Annotated in this window: 17 protein-coding genes and 1 pseudogene; 8 read left to right on the forward strand and 10 right to left on the reverse strand. The window is 72.5% G+C overall.

Annotated elements, in window-relative coordinates; all coding sequences use genetic code 11:
* Positions 1-43: 43 nt before the first annotated feature.
* Positions 44-3319 (reverse strand): NACHT domain-containing NTPase, encoded by a 3276-nt coding sequence (locus tag L3i22_RS13230; protein ID WP_221327251.1) that lies wholly within the window; start codon positions 3317-3319, stop codon positions 44-46.
* Between the two features lie 121 nt (positions 3320-3440).
* Between L3i22_RS13230 and L3i22_RS13235 the strand changes: the two genes are divergently transcribed.
* On the forward strand, positions 3441-4106 hold the full coding sequence (locus L3i22_RS13235; protein ID WP_221327252.1) for an enoyl-CoA hydratase-related protein: 666 nt from the start codon (positions 3441-3443) through the stop codon (positions 4104-4106).
* A gap of 127 nt (positions 4107-4233) precedes the next feature.
* Positions 4234-4863 (forward strand): annotated as a pseudogene (locus tag L3i22_RS54605) (hypothetical protein); the annotation flags it as partial.
* A gap of 597 nt (positions 4864-5460) precedes the next feature.
* On the opposite strand, the gene L3i22_RS13245 reads toward L3i22_RS54605, so the two are convergent.
* Positions 5461-7419: an RICIN domain-containing protein gene (locus L3i22_RS13245; protein WP_221327254.1), complete on the reverse strand. Its 1959-nt coding sequence runs from the start codon at positions 7417-7419 to the stop codon at positions 5461-5463.
* Between the two features lie 498 nt (positions 7420-7917).
* Here L3i22_RS13245 and L3i22_RS13250 point away from each other — a divergent pair, with 498 nt between their 5' ends.
* The 5 genes from L3i22_RS13250 to L3i22_RS13270 all read left to right on the forward strand — a co-directional run bounded on the left by L3i22_RS13250 (position 7918) and on the right by L3i22_RS13270 (position 14277).
* Entirely contained in the window at positions 7918-9465 is a 1548-nt protein-coding gene (locus L3i22_RS13250) for a hypothetical protein (RefSeq protein WP_221327255.1), read from the forward strand.
* A gap of 32 nt (positions 9466-9497) precedes the next feature.
* Positions 9498-11906 (forward strand): phosphoketolase, encoded by a 2409-nt coding sequence (locus L3i22_RS13255; RefSeq protein WP_221327256.1) that lies wholly within the window; start codon positions 9498-9500, stop codon positions 11904-11906.
* A gap of 188 nt (positions 11907-12094) precedes the next feature.
* Positions 12095-12469, forward strand: a complete 375-nt coding sequence (locus tag L3i22_RS13260) for a peptidoglycan-binding protein (RefSeq protein WP_255658189.1) — start codon at positions 12095-12097, stop codon at positions 12467-12469.
* 186 nt (positions 12470-12655) lie between these two features.
* On the forward strand, positions 12656-13183 hold the full coding sequence (locus tag L3i22_RS13265) for an RNA polymerase sigma factor (protein ID WP_221327258.1): 528 nt from the start codon (positions 12656-12658) through the stop codon (positions 13181-13183).
* Complete coding sequence (locus L3i22_RS13270) at positions 13180-14277, forward strand: CU044_5270 family protein (RefSeq protein ID WP_221327259.1); 1098 nt, start codon at positions 13180-13182, stop codon at positions 14275-14277. Before L3i22_RS13265 ends, L3i22_RS13270 begins: the two co-directional genes overlap by 4 nt.
* A gap of 4 nt (positions 14278-14281) precedes the next feature.
* Here L3i22_RS13270 and L3i22_RS13275 read toward each other — a convergent pair whose 3' ends face one another.
* From L3i22_RS13275 to L3i22_RS13300, 6 genes are all read right to left on the reverse strand, one after another.
* Positions 14282-15049 carry an energy-coupling factor ABC transporter ATP-binding protein gene (locus L3i22_RS13275; RefSeq protein WP_221327260.1) on the reverse strand — a complete coding sequence of 256 codons (768 nt, stop codon included), beginning with the start codon at positions 15047-15049 and terminating at the stop codon, positions 14282-14284.
* Positions 15046-15798: a cobalt ECF transporter T component CbiQ gene (gene cbiQ / locus L3i22_RS13280; RefSeq protein WP_221327261.1), complete on the reverse strand. Its 753-nt coding sequence runs from the start codon at positions 15796-15798 to the stop codon at positions 15046-15048. Before cbiQ ends, L3i22_RS13275 begins: the two co-directional genes overlap by 4 nt.
* Position 15799: 1 nt before the next feature.
* On the reverse strand, positions 15800-16147 hold the full coding sequence (locus L3i22_RS13285; RefSeq protein ID WP_221327262.1) for a PDGLE domain-containing protein: 348 nt from the start codon (positions 16145-16147) through the stop codon (positions 15800-15802).
* Positions 16144-16848 (reverse strand): energy-coupling factor ABC transporter permease, encoded by a 705-nt coding sequence (locus L3i22_RS13290; RefSeq protein ID WP_221327263.1) that lies wholly within the window; start codon positions 16846-16848, stop codon positions 16144-16146. The genes L3i22_RS13285 and L3i22_RS13290 overlap by 4 nt, the downstream gene beginning before the upstream one ends.
* Before the next feature lie 335 nt (positions 16849-17183).
* A complete protein-coding gene (locus tag L3i22_RS13295) occupies positions 17184-18146 on the reverse strand; it encodes a nitroreductase (protein WP_221327264.1) in 963 nt (320 codons plus the stop codon).
* A gap of 52 nt (positions 18147-18198) precedes the next feature.
* Positions 18199-19812: a GAF domain-containing sensor histidine kinase gene (locus L3i22_RS13300; RefSeq protein WP_255658669.1), complete on the reverse strand. Its 1614-nt coding sequence runs from the start codon at positions 19810-19812 to the stop codon at positions 18199-18201.
* 161 nt (positions 19813-19973) lie between these two features.
* Between L3i22_RS13300 and L3i22_RS13305 the strand changes: the two genes are divergently transcribed.
* Positions 19974-20609: a response regulator transcription factor gene (locus L3i22_RS13305; protein ID WP_221327266.1), complete on the forward strand. Its 636-nt coding sequence runs from the start codon at positions 19974-19976 to the stop codon at positions 20607-20609.
* On the opposite strand, the gene L3i22_RS54325 is transcribed toward L3i22_RS13305, so the two are convergent.
* Together L3i22_RS54325 and L3i22_RS13315 are read right to left on the reverse strand one after the other, a co-directional pair.
* The gene (locus L3i22_RS54325) at positions 20584-22350 is read right to left on the reverse strand and encodes a hypothetical protein (protein ID WP_221327267.1); all 1767 of its coding nucleotides are present in this window, start codon (positions 22348-22350) and stop codon (positions 20584-20586) included. The genes L3i22_RS13305 and L3i22_RS54325 overlap by 26 nt on opposite strands.
* A gap of 34 nt (positions 22351-22384) precedes the next feature.
* Positions 22385-24334 carry an ATP-binding protein gene (locus L3i22_RS13315; RefSeq protein ID WP_221327268.1) on the reverse strand — a complete coding sequence of 650 codons (1950 nt, stop codon included), beginning with the start codon at positions 24332-24334 and terminating at the stop codon, positions 22385-22387.
* Positions 24335-24343 lie beyond the last annotated feature (9 nt).

Here is a 24343-nt window from a genome sequence, read left to right on the forward strand (position 1 = left end):
GGATCCGCCGCCGGCCATTCAGCCGGGATCCGCCGCCGGCCACTCAGCCGGGATCCGCCACCGGCCACTCCGCCTGGATCCGGCGGAGGTGCGCGACGAGGTCCGGCCTGGCTTTCGCATCCCGGATCAACTCTTCGAGATTGGTTGTCAGGAGCGCCGAGGGAGAAACTCGAACCATGGCACCCATCGTGTACAGCCGGACGAGAGCCTCGGCTCGGGTCAGCGGTTTGACGGTGACAAGGCCGAACACAGCGCTTACAAGCAGGCTGAGCAGCCGCCTGTCGGTGAGGTCGTCCTGTCCCAGAAATGCGAGCGCGCACCGGACAGCGGCGGTGAGCAAGTCTGAGTTCAGTAGCGTCGTGTCGTTCCGGGTGACCATGTCCAGCACGTCGGCCACGGTTTTCGGCGTCATCTTCTGATCAGCGGAGAGCCGATCCAGCAACAGGATGGCAAACGCGTTGCCGTAGGGGCGGAAATCGGACGCGGCGATCTGGGCGCAGCGAAGGTAGGCGTCCCTTGAGGGGCGGATCAGAGCTGCGAGCAGCGAATGTGCGGTCGAGGCGGCGTCGGTGGCGGGATGGTCCCAGGCGATCAGCGTGCCCACACTGGTCGGCAGCCCGGTGAAGAGCGGTTCCAGAGCGTGCATCGCGATGTCGTCGTGATCGCTGCACTGGAAATAGGCCTCCCGCCGGAGCACGGCGTCCCTGGTGTTGGCCGGCCCGGCGCGATACAGACGGCTCGACAGTGACGTCCTGGCGCTCCAGTTCAGATCGATCGGAGGCGTCTCGGCCGGCTCGATCGTGCGACTCAGCAGCACGTCGGGGCTGCCATCGACCCGGATCCGGTCCAGCGCCACCACGTCGATCAGACTCTCCCAACCGTCGACGGAGAGCTGTGACCGCCACAGCAGCGCTTGCCGCCGCCACGCGTCCACCGCCCCGACCGGGCTGTCGAACAGCTCGCTTGCCGAGATCGACTCCGCCGCGACGGTGAGAAGGAGCAGCAGGTTGGCGCTGTAGGTGGCATACCGGGCGGGCTCGCCCTGTATCTGCGGCCGGTACTCGGCGAAGCGTGCCCCCGGCGGCGTGTGATTGACCCGGCGGAACAGACGGACCAGCAGATCCCGCGTCGCGGGGCGGGCGGCCGGCTCCAGCATCTCGGCGAGGAACTCCAGGATCGGGCCGCGCAGGCTCAGCGGCTCGAACGAGAGCAGCGCGCGCAGCAGGTCGTCGTCGACCGCCTCGCCGCCGAACGACATGGTCGACGCCGCCTCGCGCGCCGTCATGTCGCCGAGCACCTGCCGGGTCAGCCGGGCCACCAGGAACTCGCCGAACGTGGCGTGCAGGAACTCGAACGTCTCCAGCCGCGCCTCCTGCTGCGCGGCCTGCGCCCGGTGGATGAAGAAGAACCGGCCGAGGGCGAGCTCGGCGGCTCGCAGCGGCACCCGCAGGCCGCCCCCGGACGGCGCCGGCCGGGCGGTGCCGAACAGGACGCCGAGGTCGGCCTCCAGATCCGCCTCGGTGATCCAGAGCGCGGCCCGGTTGAACATCGCGAACGCGACCACCGAGAGCCGCCGCAACTCCAGCTGGATCGCCTGCTCCAGGTCGGACCCGGGCAGGCCGGGCCGCTGCTTGGTGATCTCCCGGGCGGCGAACCGGCGGAGCAGCCGCTCATACAGCTCGTGGGTGCGCAAGTCGCCGCCGTCGCGCTGCAGCGCGTTCCCGTCCGCGTCGTAGAGCGCGAGCATCAGCAGCAACAATGGCTGCTCGGCGAGGTCGCCGTGGGCGAGCACCGCGTCGGCGCCGAGCGGCTCGAGCCCGCGCGCCGCGAAGTTGGCGGCGTTCGTGGCGTTCCAGATGGCCAGCCACCGGGTCACCCGGCTCTCGTCGAACGGCTCGAGCCGCAGCGCGACGGTCCCCTCCGGGGTGCGGGCCCGGTCGGCGACCGCTGTCCGGCTGGTCACCACGACCGCGACCGGGCGGCCCTGCTCGGCCTCCCGCCGCTGGAAGCGGGCCACCCGCTCCAGATAGTCGGTCTGGCTCACGCCGACCGCCTGGAGCAGCTCGTCGAACCCGTCCAGCAGGATCACCGGCATCGCGTCGCCGGCCGATCGGGCCAGCACCGTCCAGCCGACCTGCTCGCCGGTGGCCTGGCGGACGGCGAGCTCGATCTGGTCCTGCACGTCGTCGGCGGCCGGGACGTCGCGCAGGATGACCCGGATCGGCAGGAAGTCCTCGGCCGGCAGGCGGGCGGCGAACACCCGGGTGAGCACCGACTTGCCGGAACCCGGCTGGCCGAGCACGAGCAGCGGCGCGGTCATCCCCTGCGACGAGGTCAGATGGCCGATCAGGAACTTCTCCAGGTCGTCGCGGACCGGCACGGCGGACCACCAGGACTCCTCGCTCACGCGCGCCGCGGAGGGCACGTCGGCGGTCCGGAACCGGGGCGGCAGGTAGGCCTCGCCCAGCGTCGGCACGCGCAGACCGTCCGGCACGTCGCCGGACTGGACCACGGGCCGCCGCAGCTCGGCCCGGTACGCGGTGGCCAGGCCGGCGCGGCGGTCGTCCGGCAGCTGCCCGGTGGAGATCGCCCGCAACGTCTCCTCGAGGTCGGCGAGCGCGGCCCGGGTGGCCCGGTGCTCCCGTTGGCTCGCCCAGCAGGCGACCTCGGGGAACTCGGCCACGAGCTGCCGGAAGGACTCGTCGTACCGCTCGCACGCCTGCTTCGGGACGGCCGGGATCCCCTCCTCCAGGCGACGGGTCTCCGCCTCGCTGAGCCGGTAGAACGCGATGTGCCCGCGCAGGAAGCCGTGCACGGACTCGCCCAGCCAGCCGTAGTAATCCAGGAGCCGGGCGCGGAAGGTCTCGGGCGCCTCCTGCGGCGCGGGCCGGACCGGCGTGATCCTCAGCAGCTGAGCGGGCAGGGGATGGGAATCGGCGGCCGAGGTCCCGCCGGCCAGCGCGATCTGCTCGTCCCGGTCGGGTGCGGCCTTGCGCAGGTCGGGCGGCAGCACCGCCGCCAGCGCCGTGAAGAACGCGGCCAGCGCGATCACCGCGTGGGCCGCCTCCAGCCGCTCGGTCCGGCTGAACCGGGAGAGGCCGCTGCGCTTCTCGGCGAGACCGCGGACCAGCTCGTGGCTGAGCCGTACGAACTCGCCCTTGGCGTCGAACCACCCGAGCAGCGGGGCCGCGATCGGGGTGCCGGAGGCGGTGCCGGCCAGCATCAGGCCGCCGGTGACCTTCTCCAGCGCGCTGACGACCTTACTGTCCTGACCGCCGAGCAGCCGGACCGCGTCCGCATAACCGAGACCCTCGTTCATGCGGTCCATCATGGCCGGTCCCGGTCCGGCTGTCGGTAACCCCAGCACTACCTTGACCGGTCACGCGGGGGTGAGTGAAGATGTCGAAGTTACCAACGGGTAACTTCGACAGGAGGCCACCATGCCCACTCTTGACCGGCAGGAAGACGTCTTCGTCCTGGATCTCGGGGACACCGAGAACCGGTTCCACCCCGACTGGCTCGACGCCGTCAACGCCGCCCTCGACGAGGTGGAGAAGGCCGACGGGCACAAGGCCCTGGTCACCACGGCCACCGGTAAGTTCTTCTCGAACGGGCTCGACCTCGACTGGCTCGGCGCGAACGGGGACAAGTACCGGGAGTACGCTGCCGCCGTACAAAATCTGCTCGCAAGGTTTTTGGCTCTTCCGGTTCCGACCGTGGCGGCACTTCAGGGGCACACCTTCGCGGCCGGGGCGATGCTCGCGCTCGCGCACGACTTCCGGGTGATGCGGGCGGACCGCGGCTACTGGTGCCTGCCGGAGGTCAACATCGGCATTCCGTTCACGCCCGGCATGTCGGCCCTGATCCAGAGTCGCCTGACGCCGCAGGTCGCGCACGAGGCGATGACAACCGGGCGACGGTACGGCGGGGACGAGGCGCTGGCCGCCCGGATCGTCGACCACGCGGTCGCCGAGGACGCCGTCCGGCCGACCGCCGTCAAGATCGCTTTCACGCTCGCGCCGAACGCGGGGGAGACCCTGGGCACGATCAAGAACCGGATGTACGGCGGCGTGCTGGCGGCCCTGCGGGAGACCGCCGGGGCGTGACAATCGCCACGTCGGGGCGGTGGTCCACGGCGGACCGGCCGGGCCAACGAATCCGCGATCATCTAAGTATTGTGCTTTTCGGCGAGTCGGATGCGGCTCGCTGAAAGACACTTTCGACGGGGGTTCCATGTTCTCCATTCGACCTCGCGACGCCGCGATCGCCGGGCTGTCCGCGCTGGCCGTGGCGTTGCCGGCGGCGGCCGTTCCGGCGTTCGCGGCGCCGCTGCCGCAGTCGGTCACGGCGGCCGCGGCCACCACGCCGGCGACCGATCGGTACCGGGTCCTGGTCCGCCGGCTCGCCGACCTGGACCCGCGGTGGGAGGTGCGGGCCGCGGCGTGGAACGCGCTGCTCAGCGACCTGCCGACCGCGGTCACCGCGTTCCTCAGCACCGGTGGCGGCTATGAGCAGGCCCGGAGCCGGGCGACGGCGGACGCGGCGCGCAACGATCTGGTCATCTCCCGGGCGATCCTCACCTCGACGCCGACCACCTCGCCGATCGTGTACCTGACGGCGAACCGCGCGTCGCACGGCACGCTCGACGAGAAGGACCGGTACGTGCGGACCGGCCTGAAGGAGGCGCAGGCGCTGGACGCCGCGCACTCGCCGATCGAGGCCGCGAAGCAGCAGGCCAAGCTGGATCGGGACTACGTGACCGACCTCGCGGCGCACGCGCCCGGGGCGTGGGTGCGGGCGGCCGCGCAGCGGGCGATCCAGAAGGGCACCGACGCCGACATCGCGGAGTTCTTCAAGTACTCGTGGGCCAGCGCCTCCGACTGCGACCTGCAGTCGTTCCGGATGGACGCGATCGAGCAGGAGCAGCGGTACCGGCACCAGCTGGAGCAGCTGGTCACGCTGGCCCAGCAGGCGCAGGTGGCGTACGAGCAGGCCGCCGACGCGGCCAAGGCGAAGGCCGCCGAGGAGGCCAAGGCGGCCTGGAACACCGCCGCCGACCTGGCCGCCTCGACCCAGGCGACCTGGCAGGCGAACCAGGACCTGGCCACCACCCAGGCGCGGATGTGGGCCGCGGTGCACGACTTCGCCCTGCTGGCCACCACCCAGCAGGACTGGTCGGCGATCGCGAACCAGGCGACCGGCGCGAACACCTCGTGGTCCGACGAGCTGGCGTGGGCCCAGGACCAGGCCCAGCAGTGGACCGCGCTGGCCGAGTCGACCCGGGCGAGCGCCGAGGCGATCCCGGCGGACGGCTCGCCGTCACCGTCGCCGTCGGTGACCCCGAGCGAGATCCCGAGCGAGTCCCCGACCGCGACGCCGTCCGAGTCGCCGGCCGCCTGACACAGAGAATCCCCCGGGCCGAAACGATGGCCCGGGGGATTCTTGCTGTCGCGGTGCGGGTCAGTTCTTCGTGCCGACCCAGCGCTGCTCGAGGTGCGTCGCGCCACCGCACGGCCACTGCAGCAGGTGCGCGCCGTCCTCCTTGGAGCCCGCCCCGATCGCCAGGCACTGCCCGCTGTTGGCGTTGCGGACCTCCAGCAGGCCGGAGCCGGCGTCGATCACGTCCCAGGACTGCTCCAGGTGACTGGCGCCGCCACAGGTCCACTGCAGGGCGTGCGCGCCGTTCTCCTTGGAGCCCGATCCGATCGCCAGGCACAGGTTGGTCCGGTCGTTGCGGATCTCGCTGTACCCGTTGCCGAGCGCGTTGACGTGCCACTCGGCGTCGTTGGAGTCGGAGCAGGCGGTCTGCAGGATGTGCGCGCCGTTGGTCTGGTCGCCACCGTTGCTCAGGCACAGGCCGCTGTTCTTGTTGGCGATCCGCTGACCCGAGGTGCGGGCCTTGACGTTCACCGACTGCTCGGCGTGCCCGGCCGCGCACGGCCACTGGATGGCCTGGTCACCCTTGGTGGTGGAGGCGGAGCCGAAGGCCAGGCACTGACCGCTGTTGACGTTGCGCAGCTGGGTGTACCCGTTGCTGGCCTTGGTCAGCTGCCAGGCCTGCGCCGCGTTGGTCGCGCCGCAGCCCCACTGGACCAGGTCGGCCGCGTTGGACTTCGAGCCGCCGTAGACGGTCAGGCACATCTTGCTGTGGTCGTTGCGGACCTCGTAGCCGGTGCCGCGGGGCTGGATCCGCCAGTCCTGCTCGGGGCCGCCGTTGCAGCTCCACTGGATGACCGCGGCGCCCGCGGTGGTGGAGCCGGCCGAGACCGCCAGGCACTGGCTGTCGTGCTGCATGACCAGCGCGTTCACCGTCGTCACGCCGCGGGCCTTGTCCAGCGCCCGGGCGGTGTCCTGGCCCTTGTTCAGGAAGGTCTGCAGGGCCAGCGCGGTGTTCGTGGTCAGCGCCAGATCGGCGGCGGCGACCAGGTTCGGCTGCTGGCCGTCGACCTTCGCGGCGTCCCGGATCGCGGTGGTCCGGGTGCGGTAGAGAGCCAGCTCGGCGGCCGCGGCGGTGGCCTCGTCGCGGGCGTTGGCCGCGGCGCCGCCGGTGAAGATGAAGTCCTTCAGCGCCTGCTCGACGTCGGCGTCCGGCGCGTTGAGCGCGGCCTGCGAGGCGAGCTGCACCTCGATGCCCTTGGCCTGGGCGTGGATCTGCAGGACGTACTGCCGGTTCGGCGCGGCGATCAGCTCCTCGGTGACCGGGAGGAGCAGCAGCTGCAGCAGGGCCCGCTTGGCCGAGGCCAGCTGCGCGGCGAGCAGCTTGGCGGCCTGCTCGGCGTCGGACTGGGCGACCGCGTCGGCCAGGTCCTGGTCGGCGGCGGTCTTGGCGCCACCGGTGAGGAACGCGGTCCACTCGGTCTGCGTGGAACCCTCGGCGAAGGCCGCCTGCGCCGCGGCCTTCACGTGCGAGCCGTCCGCGGCGCGCTCCCAGACGGCGATGATGAAGTCGCGGTCGCTCTTCTCGATCAGCGCGGTCTCCGACGGGTCGAGCCCGACGATGACGGCGACCGACCGGCGCAGCGCCTTGGCCTGCTCGGCCGCGATCTCGACCCGCGCGTCGTCCTGCGCGGCGGTGAAGATGCCGGTGACGATGAAGTCGTAGGCGGCGGTGGTGTCGGTGGTGTCCCAGGCCCGCAGCGCGGCGCTCTGCACGAAGGTGCCCGGCGCGGCCGCGCGCCACAGCGCGAGCACGAAGTTCTGGTCGTCGAGGACCAGCATGTCGATGTCCGGCAGGATGCCGAGGACGGCGGCCGCCTTGACCTTGTCCTCGGCGGACGCCAGGTTGGTCGGCTCGGCCACCGCCGACGCCGCGGCGGCGGCCGACGTGCCCTCCGCCCACGCCGGCACGCTCAGACCCGCTGACACCACGGTCACCGCGAGACCGGCGGCCAAGACGCCGGCGCTCACCGAACGGCCCACTCCGGCCCATGATCTGACTGACAACACCAGGAAGCTCCCAAAGAAGTCCGCGGCGGATCACGCCACTTCGGGAGCACACCGAACGAGATCAACCTCGCGGCGCCAACCCCCGTAGGCACCATCACGCCGATCGAAGAACCATCGCGACCAATGTAGATCACGGCCGATGTCTTGGTGTGCCCGGTCCGGGCGTTACGCGGCGTTCACTCAAACAGCCCGGTATGGCAGCTCGCTGCCCGGTGCTCTGCTGCCGCCCAGTTTGTCGGTATTTGTAAGCTAGTCTCGAACGCATGTACTATTTGCCGGGTGAAGGCGAAGCGGCGGAGGAAGGCGTTGCGGCCGATCGCTGCGCCGTTCGTCGTCGCCGCGCCTGCGGGCACCCGCATCCGGACGAGACTGCGGCCCAGCACCGGCGAGGCTGCTGTCCTGACACAGGTCGCAACCTTCCTCGGTGGGCTGTACCGGGCTGATCTGGCCGTCCGGGTCCGGCTCGGCAACGTGTCCGGCAAGGACACCCAGCGCACGCGACGCAAGCGGGAGTTGACCGCGGTCACGACCTCCCGGTGGGCCGGCTCGATCACCCGGACCGCCGAAGACCAATACCAACTCGGCATGCGTGTTCTCGCGGCTGACGTGTCGAGCCTGGGTCAGGCCCTGATTACCTTGGACGCGCGGATCGGCGCCCCGGTCGGAGGCCGGGTCGGCCGGACATCCGGCTATGCCAGCCGCAGTGAGCGGGCCGCCAAGCAACAGCGCCGCCAAGCCTTGGCCGCCCGCGCCGCCGCCGCCCGAGACCGGCTGGCCGCCGGTCGTCCGGCGATCGTTGCGGGCGGACGCCGGCTGGCCAAGACCCGCCACCGGCTCGGCAGCGCCGGGCTCACCCAGGCGCAGTGGCGGGCCCGGTGGGACGCGGCCCGCATGTTCCTGACCGCCGACGGCGAGACCGGCGCCCCGCACGGCAACTACACCATCACCGTCACGCCCGGCGGCATCGTGTCAATCGCCCTGCCCGCCCCGCTCACGCATCTGGCGAACGCACCGCGCGGCCGATACCGGCTCACCGAACCGGTCGCGTTCACCCACCGAGCCGGGCAGTGGACCGACCGGGTCACCGCCGACCAATCGGTGCGCTACGACATCCGCTTCGATGCGGTGCGGGGCCGCTGGTACCTGGACGCCTCCTGGACAGCCCCGACCTACACGCCCGGCCTGGACGCACTCGCCGACGGCAGGCTACTGGGCATCGACCTGAACGCCGACCACCTCGCCGCGCACGTCATCGACGCGCACGGCAACCCGGTCGGCACCCCGATCACCATCCCCCTCGACCTGACCGGCCCGGCCTCGCAACGCGACGGACGACTGCGTGCCGCGATCAGCCACGCCCTGCACCTCGCGCACCTCCACGGCTGCCCGGCGATCGCGATCGAGAACCTGGGCTTCGCCGACGCCCGCGCCACCGGCCGGGAGACCCTCGGCCGCGGCTCCCGGGGTAAACGGTTCCGGCGCACCGTCGCCGGGATCCCCACCGCACAGTTCCGCGACCGCCTCGCCGGCATGGCCTCCACCGCAGGGATCGCAGTGATCGCCGTCGACCCGGCATACACCTCTAAATGGGGCGGGCAGCATTGGAAACCCGCCCTCACCAGTAAGACTCCCACCGCGACCCGGCATCATGCCGCGGCGGTGGTGATCGCACGACGCGCCCACGGCTTCACGGCGCGGCGACGGTCAGGTGTCACCCGGACACGACCAGCGGATCGCGCTCGGGAAACTACCGGCCAGGCCGCACCCCGCGCCATGGGCGTGAGGGAACAACAGTTCGGGCTGGTCGAGACGGCACGCACCACACCCGTGGACAAGACGCGCCCGGCCTCGACCAGAGACTCCGGCGTTCCCCGGCCTCGAAGACCGCTCGCGAGGCCCCCGGCCCCCGGTCGGGACCAGCGTATTGACCAACTATGGCCGACACGCCAAGGAACGGTAACGTCCCGCTCGGAAGGGCCGAAGGACCCTGCCCGGCGGGGTCCCGGTGGAGGAACGTGAAGATCGACGAAGCCTTCAGGGAAGGAAAGATCGTGACCGTTGTACTCGACCACGAGGACCTGGTGCGTAGGCTCGCACACCCCGACGACGCCGAGGTCGCGAGCCTCGACGCATGGTGGCGGGCGAACAACTATCTCACCGTCGGCCAGATCTACCTGCAGGCCAACCCGCTGCTGCGCGAGCCGCTGCGGCCCGAGCACATCAAGCCACGGCTGCTCGGCCACTGGGGGACCAGCCCCGGCCTGTCGTTCGTCTACGCGCACGTGTCCCGGCTGATCCGGGCCACCGGCCAGGAGGCGATCTACCTGGCCGGCCCGGGGCACGGCGGCCCGGCCCTGGTCGCCGCCGGCTACCTGGAGGGGACGTACTCGGAGGTCTACCCGAAGGTCGGCCAGGACGAGGAGGGCATGCTCAAGCTGTTCCGGCAGTTCTCCAGCCCGGGCGGCATCCCCAGCCACGTGAGCGTGACCACGCCCGGCTCGATCCACGAGGGCGGCGAGCTCGGCTACGTGCTGGTGCACGCGTTCGGTTCGGTGATGGACAACCCGGACCTGCTGACCATCGCGGTGGTCGGCGACGGCGAGGCGGAGACCGGCCCGCTGGAGGGGTCGTGGAAGGGCGTCTCGTTCATCAACCCGGAGCACGACGGCGCGGTCCTGCCGATCCTGCACCTGAACGGCGCCAAGATCGCCGGCCCGACGGTGCTGGCCCGCAAGGACCCGGCCGAGGTGCGCAAGCTGCTCGAGGGCCACGGCTACGACGTCATCGAGATCGGCGGGGACGACCTGCCCGGCATGCACCACCGGTTCGCCGAGGGCCTGGCCACGGCGTGGGGCCGGATCCGCGCGATCCAGGCGGCGGCGCGCGGTGGGGACTGGGACGGGTCCCGGCCGCACTGGCCACTGATCATCCTCCGTACGCCCAAGGGTTGGACCGGTCCGGAAATTGTCGACGGCATCACCGTCGGTGGCACCTGGCGCGCTCACCAGGTCCCGTTGTCGGGCGTCAAGGACAACCCGGATCACCTGCGGATGCTCGAGGAGTGGATGCGGTCCTACCGGCCGGAGGAGCTGTTCGACGCCACCGGTGCGCCGGCCGGCCCGGTCCGCGCCCTGGCGCCCGACGGTGACCTGCGGATGAGCGCCAGCCCGCACGCCAACGGCGGCCGCCTCACCCGGGATCTGGACCTGCCGGACTTCCGGGACTACGCGGTCGAGGTGAAGGCGCCGGCGTCCGGGCGTGCCGAGTCCACCCGCAAGCTGGGCGAGATGATGCGCGACATCTACACCCGCAACGACGACCGGTTCCGGCTGTTCTGCCCGGACGAGACGAACTCGAACCGGCTCGGCGCGGTCTTCGAGGTCTCCGACCGCGGCTTCATGGAGACGGTCACGCCGGCGGACGTCAAGATCAGTCGCAGCGGCCGGGTGATGGAGGTGCTCTCCGAGCACAACTGCCACGGCTGGCTGGAGGGCTACACGCTCACCGGGCGGCACGGCATGTTCGCCACCTACGAGGCGTTCGCCATGGTCAGCGCGTCGCAGACGATCCAGCACGGCAAGTGGCTGGAGGAGGCCCGGCACCTGGGCTGGCGGGAGAAGGTCCCGAGCCTGAACATCCTGCTCACCTCGACGGCCTGGCGCAACGACCACAACGGGTTCTCGCACCAGGGGCCCGGCCTGATCCAGAACGTGCTGACCCAGCGCGGCGACGTGGCCCGGGTCTACCTGCCGCCGGACGCGAACACGCTGCTCTCGGTCGCCGACCACTGCTTCCGGTCCCGGTCGTACATCAATCTGATCGTCATCGACAAGCAGCCGCAGCTGCAGTTCCTCACCATGGACCAGGCGATCGAGCACTGCGCGCAGGGGGCCGGCGTCTGGGAGTGGGCCGGCACCGACGACGGCACCAGCGACCCGGACATCGTGCTGGCCTGCGCCGGCGACGTGGTCACCATGGAGACGGTGGCCGCCGCGCGGATCCTGATGGAGAAGCTGCCGAAGTTGCGGACCCGGGTCGTCAACGTGGTCGACCTGATGACCCTGCCGCGGCCGAAGGACCACCCGCACGGCATGAGCGAGACGCTGTTCCGCGAGCTGTTCACCGAGCGGGTGGACGTGGTGTTCGCCTTCCACGGCTACCCGGGCGCGATCCACCAGCTGGTGCACGGCCGGCCGGACGCCGACCGGTTCCGGGTCCGCGGCTTCATCGAGGAGGGCACGACCACCACGCCGTTCGACATGACGGTGCGGAACAAGGCCTCGCGATACCACCTGGTGATCGACGCGATCAACAACGCCCGGCGGCTGCCGGCCGGCGCGTCCGAGGTGAAGGCGTGGTGCGAGGCGCAGCTCGAGAAGCACGCGGCCTACGTCGTCGAGCACCTGGAGGACATGCCTGAGGTGCGGGATTGGTCACTCGGGGACTGGGCGCAGAGTTGATCTAGGAGGGTTTGAGCATCTCTCCGCCTAAGAAAGTGTGGGCGGAGAGATACTTCACCCTTTCTTTCGACGCCGGATAACGCGAAGGTGAATGACACACGCCTACTCGACGTTGAGGAAGGGGACCCCGGATGGCCGCTACCCACAGCCCTTGGCCGACGACCCGACAGGGTTCGACAGAACATCCCGTGCCCACGCTGCAATACCTGCTGCGAGCTCACGGCCACACGGTCACGGTGGACGGCGTCTTCGGCGCCCAGACCGGTGACGCGGTACGTGCCTACCAGCACACCCGTGGCCTTCCCGACAACGGCATCGTCTGCGCCGACACCTGGCAGGCATTGATCATGGACGTCGGCCCGGGTGCCTCGGGCAGCGCGGTCCGCGGCGTCCAGGACCGGTTCGGCACCGACCCGGACGGCGTCTTCGGCCCCCGCACCGAGTCGGCGGTCCGCGCCTTCCAGTCGTCGGCGGGCCTGCCCGCGGACGGCGTGGTCGGCCGGCAGACCTGGCAGGCGCTGGTCACCGCGGCCGAGGCGGGGTCGCTGCGCCAGGCCGCCTGACGCGACAATCGAAGGCGCCGGGTCCGCTGTGGACCCGGCGCCTTCGCCTGCGCGAGGTCCGCTGATGCTTGCGGTCACCCCGTTTGCGGTACGACGTAAAACCCGCCCCCGAGATCGTCGGTAATAAATCGGCTCCCCGGCGCACTTCCAGATGACAGGAACGCCCTCACGAAGGACGGCCCATCTGTGGCAGACCCGGAGACCGCGCGGAAGTTCACCGCGCTGTACGCAGAGCACCATCGACGCGTGTACGCCTACGCCGTCGCCCGAGCCGGGCAGCCGCTCGCGGACGAGGTGGTGGCCGAGACCTTCCTGGTCGCCTGGCGCCGCTTCGCGCAGATGCCGGGCGCGGCGGCCCTGCCGTGGCTGCTCGGCGTCGCCCGCAACGTGATCCGCGAGCGCTACCGCGACGAGGAACGGCAGCGCGCGCTCGCCGCCGAGATGCTGGCCTGGGTGGCCGACACCCCCGACGTCGCCGAGGGGGTGGTCGAACGGTCGACGGTGCTGACCGCGCTCGCGACGCTCTCCGAGAACGACCGGGAAGTGCTCACCCTGATCGCCTGGGACGGGCTCTCGCCCCGAGCGGCGGCTCGGGTGGTGAACTGCTCCACCCCGACGTTCCTGGTCCGCCTGCACCGGGCCCGCGGCCGCCTCGAGCAGGCCGTCGCGGAGTCACCCGCCCGCCGTCGCGTCACGAAGGAGCCGAGCCGATGACGAACCGTACCGATCTGATGAAGACGCTCACCGGCGCGCGCCCGGCCCGGCTGGACCCGCCGCGGACGCCGCCGCTGCCGGACCCGCTGCCGTTCGCGGCCGCGCCCCGGGATCATGGCCGCCGCCGCGGATTCGCCGCGCTGATCTCGGCCGGCGCTCTGGTGGCCGCCGCCGCGGTCGCCGTGGTCGTGGTCGACCGGAAGCCGTCCGTCGAGCCGGCCCGTCCGCTGACCGCGTCCCAGCTGCTGCTGACCGCGGCCGAGCGCAGCAGCGCGGAGAAGCCCGTCACCGGTAAGTATCTGGTCGTCCGGATCGAGTACGGGACGGTGATGACCGTCGGCGCCGGCACCTCGACGTTCCAGATGACGGAGAAGGGGGTGGACCAGACCTGGCTGTCCCGCACCCGGAGCGAACCCACCCGGGTGACGTCGCAGAGCCTCGGGATGACGCCGACGACACCGGCCGACGAGGCGGCCTGGCGCGCCGCCGGCTCGCCGAAGAAGGTGCTGCTCGGCAAGCCGCTGCCGGACGGCAGCGTGGCCGAGGGCGAGCCGGTCAGCATCGCCGGGGGCAAGCCGCACACCGGCTCCGCGGGGTATGTGGACGTCTACGCGGTCGGCGGCAAGACCGCTTCCGTGCCGTACCTGGAAGCCCTGCCGACCGAGCCGGAAGCGCTGCGGGCCGCGCTGCTCAAGAACTTCGCCGTCGACGGCCCCGGGGACCTGCCCGACGACCCGGAGCAGTGGCTGCTGGTGGTGGCGTCCGGCCTGATCACCGACATCCCGGTCAGCGGCCCGGTGCGGGCGGCGGCCTTCCGCCTGATCGCGACCCTGCCCGGGGTGCGTTCGCTGGGGGAGGTGGCCGACCGGCACGGCCGCCGGGGCCAGGGATTCGCCTACGCCAGGACGACGAGGTCGGGCGGCGAGATCGAGTACCGCTTCGTGATCGACGAGGCGACCGGGCGGGCACTGGGCCATGAGGCGGTCGTGCTGCAGCCGGGCGGCATCAACGCGCGGCAGGCGCCCGGGAGCCTGCTCGGTTACTCCGTGGTCCTGGACCAGCGGACCACCGACGAGAAGCCACCGTCGAAGTAGCGCCTCAGGCGGTGCGGCGGGAGGCGGCGGCCGCGGCCGGGTCGAAGCCGAAAGGCAGCTCCAGCCGGTGCCCGCGCATCAGCTCGCGGTCGCCGAGCAGGTCCTCCGTCTTCCCGTCCGCGGCGATCCGCCCGTCGTCCAGGATGACCGACCGCGGGCACAGCTCCAGCGCGTACGGCAGGTCGTGCGTCACCATCAGCAGCGTCACCGGCAGCGTCTCGAGGATCTCGGCCAGCTCGCGCCGGCTCGCCGGGTCCAGGTTGGACGACGGCTCGTCGAGGACCAGGATCTCCGGCCGCATCGCCAGCACGGTGGCCACCGCGACCCGGCGGCGCTGCCCGAACGACAGGTGGTGCGGCACGTGGTCGCGGTGCTCGCTCATGCCGACCGCGGCCAGCGCCTCGTCGACCCGGGCGGCCAGCTCGGCGCCGCGCAGGCCCAGGTTGGCCGGCCCGAAGCCGACGTCCTCGGCGACCGTGGGCATGAAGAGCTGGTCGTCCGGGTCCTGGAAGACGATGCCGACCCGGCGGCGGATCTCGGCGATCGCCGGCCGGTCGCCCGGCACGACCGGCAGGCCGGAGACGGTGACCGTGCCACCGCCGCCGTGCAGGATGCCGTTGAGGTGCAGGACCAGGGTGGTCTTGCCGGCGCCGTTCGGGCCGAGCAGGGCCACCCGCTCGCCGGGGGCGAGGGCCAGGTCGACGCCGCGCAGCGCCGCCCGCCCGTCCGGGTAGGCGTAGTGCAGCCCGGTGACCTTGAGCGCTTCGTTCATGCCAGGACCACGATTCCGAGGGTGAGCAGGGGCAGGGCGGCGGCGACCGCCCACTCCCGGGCCGGTGGCCGGCGGGACGCGACGTGCGGCAGCCGGCCGGTGTAGCCGCGGGACACCATCGCGAGGTAGACCCGCTCGCCCCGCTCGTACGACCGCAGGAACAGCGACCCGACGCCCACCGCGAACGCCTTGACCTGCCACAGGAACCGCGGGTCGTAGCCGCGGGACAGCCGCGCGATCCGCATCCGCCGCGCGTCGTCGGCGAGCACGTCGATGTACCGCAGCATGAACGTCGCGATCTGGGTGAAGACCGACGGCACCCGCAGCCGGTCCAGCCCGAGGATCAGGTCCCGCATCGTGGTGGTCGCGGCGAGCAGCAGCGACGCGAGCACGCCGAGCGTCCCCTTGGCGAAGATGTTCCAGGCGCCGTGCAGCCCGTCGACCGACAACGACAGGCCGAGCCAGTCCACCCGCGGCCCGTGCCCGGCGAACGGCAGCACCACCGCGAGCAGCACGAACGGCAGCTCGATGGTGGCCCGCTTGAGCAGCCACACGGCCGGGACGCGCGCGACCACCGAGACAACCGCCAACAACCCGAAATAGCCGGCGAAGGCGTAGAAGCGAGTCGGCGGGGTCAGCACCACCACGATCGTGAACAGCAGCACCGCCACGATCTTCACCTCGGGGGCCAGCCGGTGCACCCGGCCGGCCCGGTCCAGGTAGAGCGGATGGGCGTGCCCCGCCCCCACCTCAGGCGGCCTTCTGCTCGCGCCGGCGGACCAGCCAGAACCCGCCCGCACCGAGCCCGAAAGTGATCAGCACGCCGGCCACCCCGGCCAGGCCGTTCGACAGCGCCGCGTTGTGGATGCCCCGGATGCCGTAGTTGGCGAGCGGGCTGTCCCGCATCTGGTGCCCCTGCTCCCGCTGGGCCATGCAGCTGCCGCCGGTGATCGCCCCGGCCGCGTCGAACGTGCAGCCCTGCCGGGCCGTCGCGTCCAGGCCGTCCGGGCTGCCGGAGGCGAAGTTGCTGACCACGCCGGCCAGCAGCAGCGCCACGAGCAGGCCGCCGGCCAGGAACCATCCGAGTCGCTTGGTCATGCCACGACCTCCGTCGGCGCCGGGGTGACGACCGGCTTGCGGAACTTGCGGAGCGCGTAGACCAGGTCCGGCCGGACCCGGGCCACGGTCGCCACGGTGGTCGCCGCGATCAGGCCCTCGCCGATGCCGATCAGGACGTGGGTGCCGGCCATCGTGCCGGCGATCCAGGGGAGGGACAGGTCGGTGGTGCCGCCCAGCGCGTACTCCAGCACGAAGCCCTGCGAGGCGATCACGACCGAGACGACCGACGCGATGAACGCGGTGGCGCCCAGGCCGCCCGGCGTCTTCGGCAGCAGCCGCAGCAGGCCGGCGACCAGCAGATATCCGGCGGCGGTGCCGAGGATCGCCATGTTGGTGATGTTCAGCCCGATGGCGGTCAGGCCACCGTCGGCGAAGAGCAGGCACTGCACGATCAGCACGGTCGAGACGCACAGCGCGCCGACCCACGGCCCGACCAGGATCACCGCGAGCGTGCCGCCCAGCAGATGCCCGGAGACCCCCGGCAGCACCTGGAAGTTCAACATCTGCACGGCGAAGATGAACGCCGCGACCAGCCCGGCCATCGGCGCCAGCCGATCGTCGAGATCGGCCCGCGCCTTCACCACGCAGACCGCCAGCACGGCCACGGCGAAGACCACGAAGATCGCGGACACCGGGCCGTCGACGATCCCGTTCGCGATGTGCATCGCATGCGCATCCATGGCGCCACCCCCTCGCGGGGCCGGATTCCCCGCGAGCTCAGCCTATAAGGCAGGGGTGGCTGTTGCACATCCTTGGCAACTGGAATGAGGAATGAACGTGATCATCATCAAAGTTCACGATCAAGACCTTTCTTTCCAGGGTCCGCCGTGGTCCAGACCGCCGCTCCCGCCGGGGACCCTTCCGGGCCGAGCAGGGCGCTGGCGCGCCCAGAACGCTCGACCCGCAAGGGCGACGTCCGAGGGCGGTTGCGGTCAGACCAAAAACCGTGAGTCGCGTCGCCGCCCGGGCCACGGCGTAGCTCGCGCAGGCCTTTTCAACCCGAGGGTGGGCGCGGTCAAACCGGCAGATCAAGAACGTCGTCGACCACCCGCCGGGGGGACCGCTGACCGGGGTGACCGAAACCGATCCGCAGGGCGATCTGCGGGAACCCGGTCCGGCTCAGCGAGCGCCGCAACTGGTCACGGGCGGCCGGCACCTCGATCGGCTGGGAGATCATCGAGCTGGCCAGGCCGGCGTCGGTCACGGTCAGCAGCACCCGCTGCAGCGCCTGCCCGGCCTGCACCTGGTCGATCCGCCGGTCGCCGGCCGTGCCGAGGATCCCGACCAGCGGTTCCGGCTCGTAGTCCCGGCCCGGCGGGCGGCGCCGGCCGGTGAACGCCCGCTGCGGGATCAGGTCCTGGTGCTCGCCGACCGGGGCGCCGGCGTAGGCGGGCATCCCGTCCGCCGCGTCCTCGGTGTCCGTCCAGGTCACCAGCTCGGCCTGGTACCGCTCGTCGCGGCGCAGCACCCGGTCGGCGCTGTGCGCGAGCTCCGAGAACCCGGTCAGCGCGGTCATCCCGACCAGCAGGTCCAGCCAGGCGTGCTCGGCGCGGGCCGCCTCGATCAACCGGACCCGGACGTCCGCGGGCACCGGGTCGGGCCAGAACGGCTGCCGGTTGCTGTGCCGGCGGGGGATCGCGGCGTGCAGGTCGGTCTCGCCGTACGTCGGCGGCCTGGTCCTTCCCGGCGTCAGCCGGGCGATGATCTCGGGTTCGGCGGCATCCGGCAGCAGCACCACCTCGGCCGGGGTCCCGGCCCAGGCCAGGGCGATCCGGGCGTTGAAGGTGGCCGCGCCGAGCGCGAGACGCAGCGCCCAGCCACCCCGGTCGGCGACGGTGAGCCGGCGGGCCGGATCGGCCAGCACCTCGATGCCGCCGTCCCGCAGCCGGAAGATCCAGGGCTGGGTGTTGTGCATCGAGGGCGCCTGGATGCCGGCCGCCGCCGCGCGCCGCAGGTCTGACTCGTCGTAGCCGTTCACACCGTCCACGATGCCCCGCGGATCCGGCCGCGGGCAGGGCCGAAAGTCCCGGTCAGGACGTCAACGGGACGCGCCAGACGAGCACGGTGCCGCCTTCTGGGGCCGGCCCGACCTCGAACGCGCCGCCGAGGTCGCCCGCGCGCTCGCCCATGTTGACCACCCCACCGCGGGCCAGCGCCGGGTCGATGCCGATGCCGTCGTCCCGTACCTGCAAATGAAGTTGACCTTCAGCGACCCGGACCGAGACCCGGGCGCTCGTCGCCCGCGCGTGCCGGGCCACGTTGGCCAGCGCCTCCCGGAGCACGGCCATCAGCTCCGGCACGACGTCGTCCGGCACCGCACTGTCCACCGGCCCGGACGTCTCCAGCTCCGGCCGGAAGCCGAGCGCCGCCCCGGCCGCCGCGACCGCCTCCCGCAGCTCGGCGCGCAGCGACGGCCCGACCGGCGCGCGCAGCTCGAAGATCGACCGCCGGATGTCCCGGATCGTCGCGTCCAGGTCGTCGACCGCGTTGTTGATCCGTTTCGCCGACTCCGGCCGCATCCCCGGGCCGACCGCGCCCTGCAGGTGCATGCCGGTCGCGAACAGCCGCTGGATCACCACGTCGTGCAGGTCCCGGGCGATCCGCTCGCGGTCCTCCAGCACCGCGAGCAGCTCGCGCTCCTCCTGCGCGCGGGCCCGTTCCAGGGCCAGCGCGGCCTGCCCGGCGAACGTGGAGAGCAGCACCGCGTCGTCGGCGCCGAGCGCGGCCTGGGCGGGAGACTGGGAGACGATCAGCACGCCCTTCTCCACCCCGGTCAGCGGCGCGGCCAGGGCCGGGCCGGCCGGCACCGGGCCGGGCCACTCGGCGGCGGCCCGCAGGTCGTCGAGCAGCCGGTGCCGCTCGGCGCCGAAGTCCAGCACCACCGGACTGTCCGCCGGCAGGACCTGCCCGGCCAGCCCGGGCTGCTCCGGATCGGCCACCTCGATCCGGTAGCGCGCGTGCTCCGCCTCGAAGAGCAGCACCAGGACCAGCTCGGCGCCGGCCACCTCGCGGGCCCGCCGGGCGATCAGCCGCAGCGCCTCGGTCCGGTGCACGGTGCCGAGCAGCACCCCGGTGATCTCCGCGGCGGCGGCCAGCCAGCGCTCCCGGCGCTGGGCCAGCTCGTACAGCCGGGCGTTGTCGATCGCCACGCCGGCCGCGGCGGCCAGCGCGACCACGATCTCCTCGTCGTCGTCACCGAACTCGGCGGCGCCCTGCTTCTCGGCCAGGTACAGGTTGCCGAAGACGTGGTCGCGGGTCCGGACCGGGACGCCCAGGAAGCTGTGCATCGGCGGGTGGTTCGGCGGGAAGCCGTACGAATGCGGGTGTTTGCGAATGTCCGGCAGTCGCACCGGATGCGGGTCGGTGATCAGCAGGCCGAGCACCCCGCGCCCGTGCGGCAGGTCGCCGATCCGAGCGTGCGCGGCCGGGTCGATCCCGTGCGTGATGAAGTCGGAGAGGCTGGAGTGGTCCGGCCCGAGGACGCCCAGCGCGCCGTACCGCGCGCCGCCCAGGGCGCACGCCGCCTCGACGATCCGCTGCAGGGTGCTGCGCAGGTCCAGGTCGGTGCCGATGCCGACGACCGCGTCCAGCAGGGCGCGCAGGCGCTCCCGGCTGTTCACCACGTCGCCGACCCGGTCGAGCATCTCCTGCAGCAGCTCGTCGAGCCGGACCCGGGAGAGCGGGCTCAGCCCCAGCGACGGCGTTGATCCTTCGGCCACGGCCCGAGGCTATCCGGTCGCAGGGCTGCCTGGCCCGGGACCTATGGCCCTGTGTCACCGGGCCGGGCGGGGGCTAAAAAGGAGACATGATCCGAGTCTTTCTCCTCGACGACCACGAGGTCGTCCGCCGTGGCCTGATCGACCTGCTCCAGGCGGGCGGCGACATCGAGGTGGTCGGCGAGTCCGGCTCCGCGCGCGAGGCGGCGGCCCGCATCCCGGCGCTGCGGCCGGACGTCGCGGTCCTCGACGCCCGGCTCCCCGACGGCAACGGCATCGACGTGTGCCGGGACGTGCGGGCGGTCGACTCGACGATCAAGGGGCTGATCCTGACGTCGTACGAGGACGACGAGGCCCTGTTCGCCGCGATCATGGCCGGCGCCTCGGGCTACGTCCTGAAGCAGATCCGCGGCACCGACCTGGTCGACGCGGTCCGCCGGGTCGCGGGCGGCCAGTCCCTGCTCGACCCGGCGGTCACCCAGCGGGTCCTGGAACGCATCCGCAACGGCGTGGAGCAGCCCCGCGAGCTGGCCGGCCTGACCGACCAGGAGCGCCGCATCCTGGAGTTCGTCGCCGAGGGCCTGACCAACCGCGAGATCGCCGGCAAGATGTTCCTGGCCGAGAAGACGGTCAAGAACTACGTCTCGTCCCTGCTGGCCAAGCTCGGCCTGGAACGCCGTACCCAGGCCGCGGTCCTGGCTACCAAGCTGCTGGGCCACAACTGATCCGCTCGCGGGCGGCGACCGTGGCCGCAAGCATCATCTCGTCCGCCCGCATCTCGGCGTCGGCGTCGCCGATGTTGAAGCCGCCCCGCCGCCGTCGGTCGATGAACTCGTCGAGCAGGCCGAGCACCGGCCGCGCGTGCGCGCCCATCCCGGCGAGAGTCCGCAGCACCTCGGGGCCGTACATGTCGTCGAACAGGTAGGCCGGCAGCACCGCCAACAGCTCGCCGGCCACCTCGGGCCCCTCGACGAGCCAGATCGCCCGGGCCGCGTTCACCTGCGGGAATCCGCTTCCCGCGAACAGGCTGCGCAGCTGCCCGTGCTGCCGGGCGGTCAGCCCGCCGTGCTCCGCGAGCCAGGTCAGCACCTCGGCATCGGCGACGCGGCCGCGGCGGAAGACCTCCGGTCGCGCGGCCAGGTGCTGGTCGGCGAGCGCCCGATCCCGGGTGACCCAGAACCGGGCGAGCGGGTAGTGCTCCAGGTCGGGGACCGCCGCCGCGGCGGCCGGGCCGATCCGGCCGAGCGCGTGCAGCGCCAGGTCCGGGGTGTCGTTCTCGGCGTTCCGGACCCGCGCGGCGAGCTCCGGCACCGCGGCCCCGGCGGCCGGCCCGAAGGCGGCCAGCACCCGCAGTGCCGTCACCGGCTCGGACGAGTTCGGGCGGGTGGCCAGGATCCGCCGCGCGGCGGCCACCGGCAGGGCCGGGTCGGCGCCGGCCCGGGCGAGCGCCCGGAACGCCTGGACCACGCGGGGCTGGCAACCGCCGTCGAGCATCAGCCGGGTCAGGCCCGGCGTCGCCCGGTGATCACCGGCACTGCCCAGCCCGAGGGCGGCCGCCGGGCCGAGCTCCGGATCGTCCAGGAGCGCCGCGAGGTCGTCGGCGGCGATGCGGGACGCGGCGGGCGACGAGGCCAGGGCCCGCACGGCGGCCTCCCGGGCTCCGGTCGGCAGGAGCGCGGCCAGGACCGGCGCCAGCCGGGCGGGTCCGGCCCGCCATCGGCGCATCGCGGCGCGCGCCATCCGGACGCCCTCCAGCTGGACCGTCGTGCTCTCGGCCGGCCCGGCCAGGCGCTGGGCCCAGGCGTAGCAGTCCTCCTCGCGGTCGAGGACGGTCAGCATCCGGGCCCAGCGGGTGCCCGGGGTCGACGGGAGCCAGTGTCCCGGCGCGTCCAGGGTCCCGGCGCTGGCTTCGAGGTCGGCCCGGATCCGGGCGTCCAGGACCGGCCAGGCCGCCGGATCGGCCCGGTCGAACAGCGCGATGTTCGCCAGCAGGCGGACGGCGGGCGTGGGATCCGCACGGAGATGGTCCAGAAGTTCCCGGGGGCCGGGGACCGGATTCCAGGTCAGGGTGGCCGTCAGGGCGATCCGCAGGACCGGGTCGGCCGAGGCGTGCAGCGCGGCCAGCGCCCGTCCCGGTTCGGCGGCGCGTGCCAGCAAAGCGGCAGCGGTCCGGCGGACCGCGGCGTCCGGGTCGGTCAATGCGCGCTCGGCGGCGTCCGCGACTTCCGGCCGGTCGGCGAGGTCGGCGGACAGGTCGCCCAGCAGTTCCAGGACGGTCCGGCGGATCGGGGCGCGGTCGTCGGTGGTGAAGGTGAGCAGGCGGTCGAGTGTCGGCCACCACCCGGCCCGGATCATGTCGAAGACGCGGGAGCGCGCCTCGCCGGGCACGAGGACATCACCCGAGGTGATGCCGGTCGTCAGCCAGGTCCAGTCGGCCGGGGTGGGCGACGGGACGTAGCCGGTCACGAGGTGCGGCGCGGGGCGCCCTTCCGGTAGGTCGTCATGCCTCGATCATGCCACTGGTCAGCGGGAGGCGGACGGTGGCGGTGGTGCCGCCGGTGTCGCCGGCGGTCAGGGTGATGGTGCCGCGGTGGAGTTCGACGATGGCGCGGCTCAGGGCCAGGCCCAGGCCGGCGCCCGGGATGCCGCTGTGCCGGGCGTTGGTGGCGCGGTAGAGGCGGGCGAACAGGCGGTTGCGTTCGCCGTCCGGGATGCCCATGCCGTCGTCGGTGACGGTGAGGACGGCGGCTTCCTCGTCGACCGTGAGGGTGACCATGACCGGGGAGCCGGCCGGGCTGTACTTCACCGCGTTGCCGATCAGGTTCTCGGCGACCTGGCGCAGCCGGACCCGGTCGCCGGAGATCGCCAGGCGCTCGGGCAGATCGAGACGGACCCGCTCGGCCGATTCGCCGGACTCCGCGATCACGGTGCTGACCGCGCGCCGCACCACCGCGGACAGGTCGACGGTCCCGTGGGTCAGGCCGGCGTGCCCGGACTCCAGGGCGGACAGGTCGAGCAGCCGTTCGACCAGGGTCCGCAGCCGGGCGTTGTTCCGCTCGATCACCGCGAGCAGGTCGCGGACCTCGCCGATGGTGGTCTCGTCGCCGGACTCGGCGATCAGGTCGGTGTACGTCGCGATCGACGTCAGCGGGGTGCGCAGCTCGTGCCCGACCAGCGCGATGTACTCGCCGATGCTGGCCGCCAGCTGGTTCGCCAGCTCGTCCGAGCGGCGTCGTTCCAGGTACGCCCCGAGCAGCCCGGCGATCCCGGTGAGCAGCACCGCGAGGGCCGGCTCCGGGTCCTGGCGCTCCGGGGTGAAGAACGTCAGCACGCCGACCACCTGCTCGGCGCTGAGCACCGGCACCGCCCCGGCGGCCCGGTACCCGGTCGAGCGGACCAGCGGCAGCACCGGCGACGACAGCGCCCGGATGTCCGGCACCCAGAGCAGCTCGCCGGTCGACCAGCACCGGCCGGCGAGTCCCTGGCCCTGGTTCAGGCTGGGCGGGAACGGGATGTCCTCGGCGCCCGGCGTGGTGTACGTGACCGCGGGCCGCAGCCGGTCGGTCACCTCGTCGACCAGCCAGAGCCGCAGGTACGGCCAGTCCAGGCAGGTCGACAGGCTGCGCAGCACGGCTTTCCCGGCCTGCTGGACGTCGACCGCGTGGACGAGCGCCTGCAGCACCTCGGCCTTGCACTTCTCGTACTGGATCTGGTGGTGATCGGAGGTCACGTCGTGCACCGCGGCCACCGCGCCGAGCACCGCCCCGGCCGCGTCCCGGACCGGCCGGGCGTTGATCGCGAACCAGCGCAGCCGGTGCTCCCGGTCGCAGGCCCGCAGGTCGGCGTGGTCCACCTGATCGCCGCGCAGGGCCCGGTCCAGCGGCATCTCGTCCGGGGTCAGCTGGGTCCCGTCGGGGTGGCGCAGATGGAAGCGCGCCGGCCAGTCCCGGATCGGCACGGTCGCGCACTCGTCGCCGAAGAAGTCGCGGATCGCGTTGTTCGCGAAGATCAGCCGGCCGTCCCGGTCGCAGGCGACCGCGCCGGTGTCCAGGCTCTGCATCAGCTCGGCCAGGAAGGGGCCCTCGGCCGGCAGGGTGAGGCACTTCCGCAGGGTCTCGGTGAGGTCGCGGACGCTGAACGGCTTCGGGACGACCGCCGCCGCCCCGGCCTCGGCCAGCAGCGTGTCCCCGGGCGGCAGGTAGCCGGTGATCAGCACGACCGGGACGTCCGCGGTGGCCGGCTCGGCGCGCAGTGCCCGGCACATCCGGACGCCGTCCAGGTGCGGCATGTCGACGTCCGCGACGATCAGGTCGAACCGGTCGGCGAGGGCGGCGGCGAGCCCGGCCCGGCCGTCGTCGGCGACCGTCGCCACGTGGCCGAGCCGGCGGACGATCTCGGCGAGTACCGCCTGATGTTCCGGGTTGTCCTCGACGACCAGCACCGCTGCCATGGCCGTACT

This window comes from Actinoplanes sp. L3-i22 (assembly GCF_019704555.1).
Classification (GTDB): Bacteria; Actinomycetota; Actinomycetes; order Mycobacteriales; family Micromonosporaceae; genus Actinoplanes.

Coding starts and splice junctions, on each gene's coding strand:
- L3i22_RS13230 (WP_221327251.1), bottom strand. CDS start 3,319: ATGAACGAGGGTCTCGGTTATGCGGACGCGGTCCGGCTGCTCGGCGGT.
- L3i22_RS13235 (WP_221327252.1), top strand. CDS start 3,441: ATGCCCACTCTTGACCGGCAGGAAGACGTCTTCGTCCTGGATCTCGGG.
- L3i22_RS13270 (WP_221327259.1), top strand. CDS start 13,180: ATGACGAACCGTACCGATCTGATGAAGACGCTCACCGGCGCGCGCCCG.
- L3i22_RS13275 (WP_221327260.1), bottom strand. CDS start 15,049: ATGAACGAAGCGCTCAAGGTCACCGGGCTGCACTACGCCTACCCGGAC.
- L3i22_RS13285 (WP_221327262.1), bottom strand. CDS start 16,147: ATGACCAAGCGACTCGGATGGTTCCTGGCCGGCGGCCTGCTCGTGGCG.
- L3i22_RS13290 (WP_221327263.1), bottom strand. CDS start 16,848: ATGGATGCGCATGCGATGCACATCGCGAACGGGATCGTCGACGGCCCG.
- L3i22_RS13300 (WP_255658669.1), bottom strand. CDS start 19,812: ATGCTCGACCGGGTCGGCGACGTGGTGAACAGCCGGGAGCGCCTGCGC.
- L3i22_RS13305 (WP_221327266.1), top strand. CDS start 19,974: ATGATCCGAGTCTTTCTCCTCGACGACCACGAGGTCGTCCGCCGTGGC.
- L3i22_RS13315 (WP_221327268.1), bottom strand. CDS start 24,334: ATGGCAGCGGTGCTGGTCGTCGAGGACAACCCGGAACATCAGGCGGTA.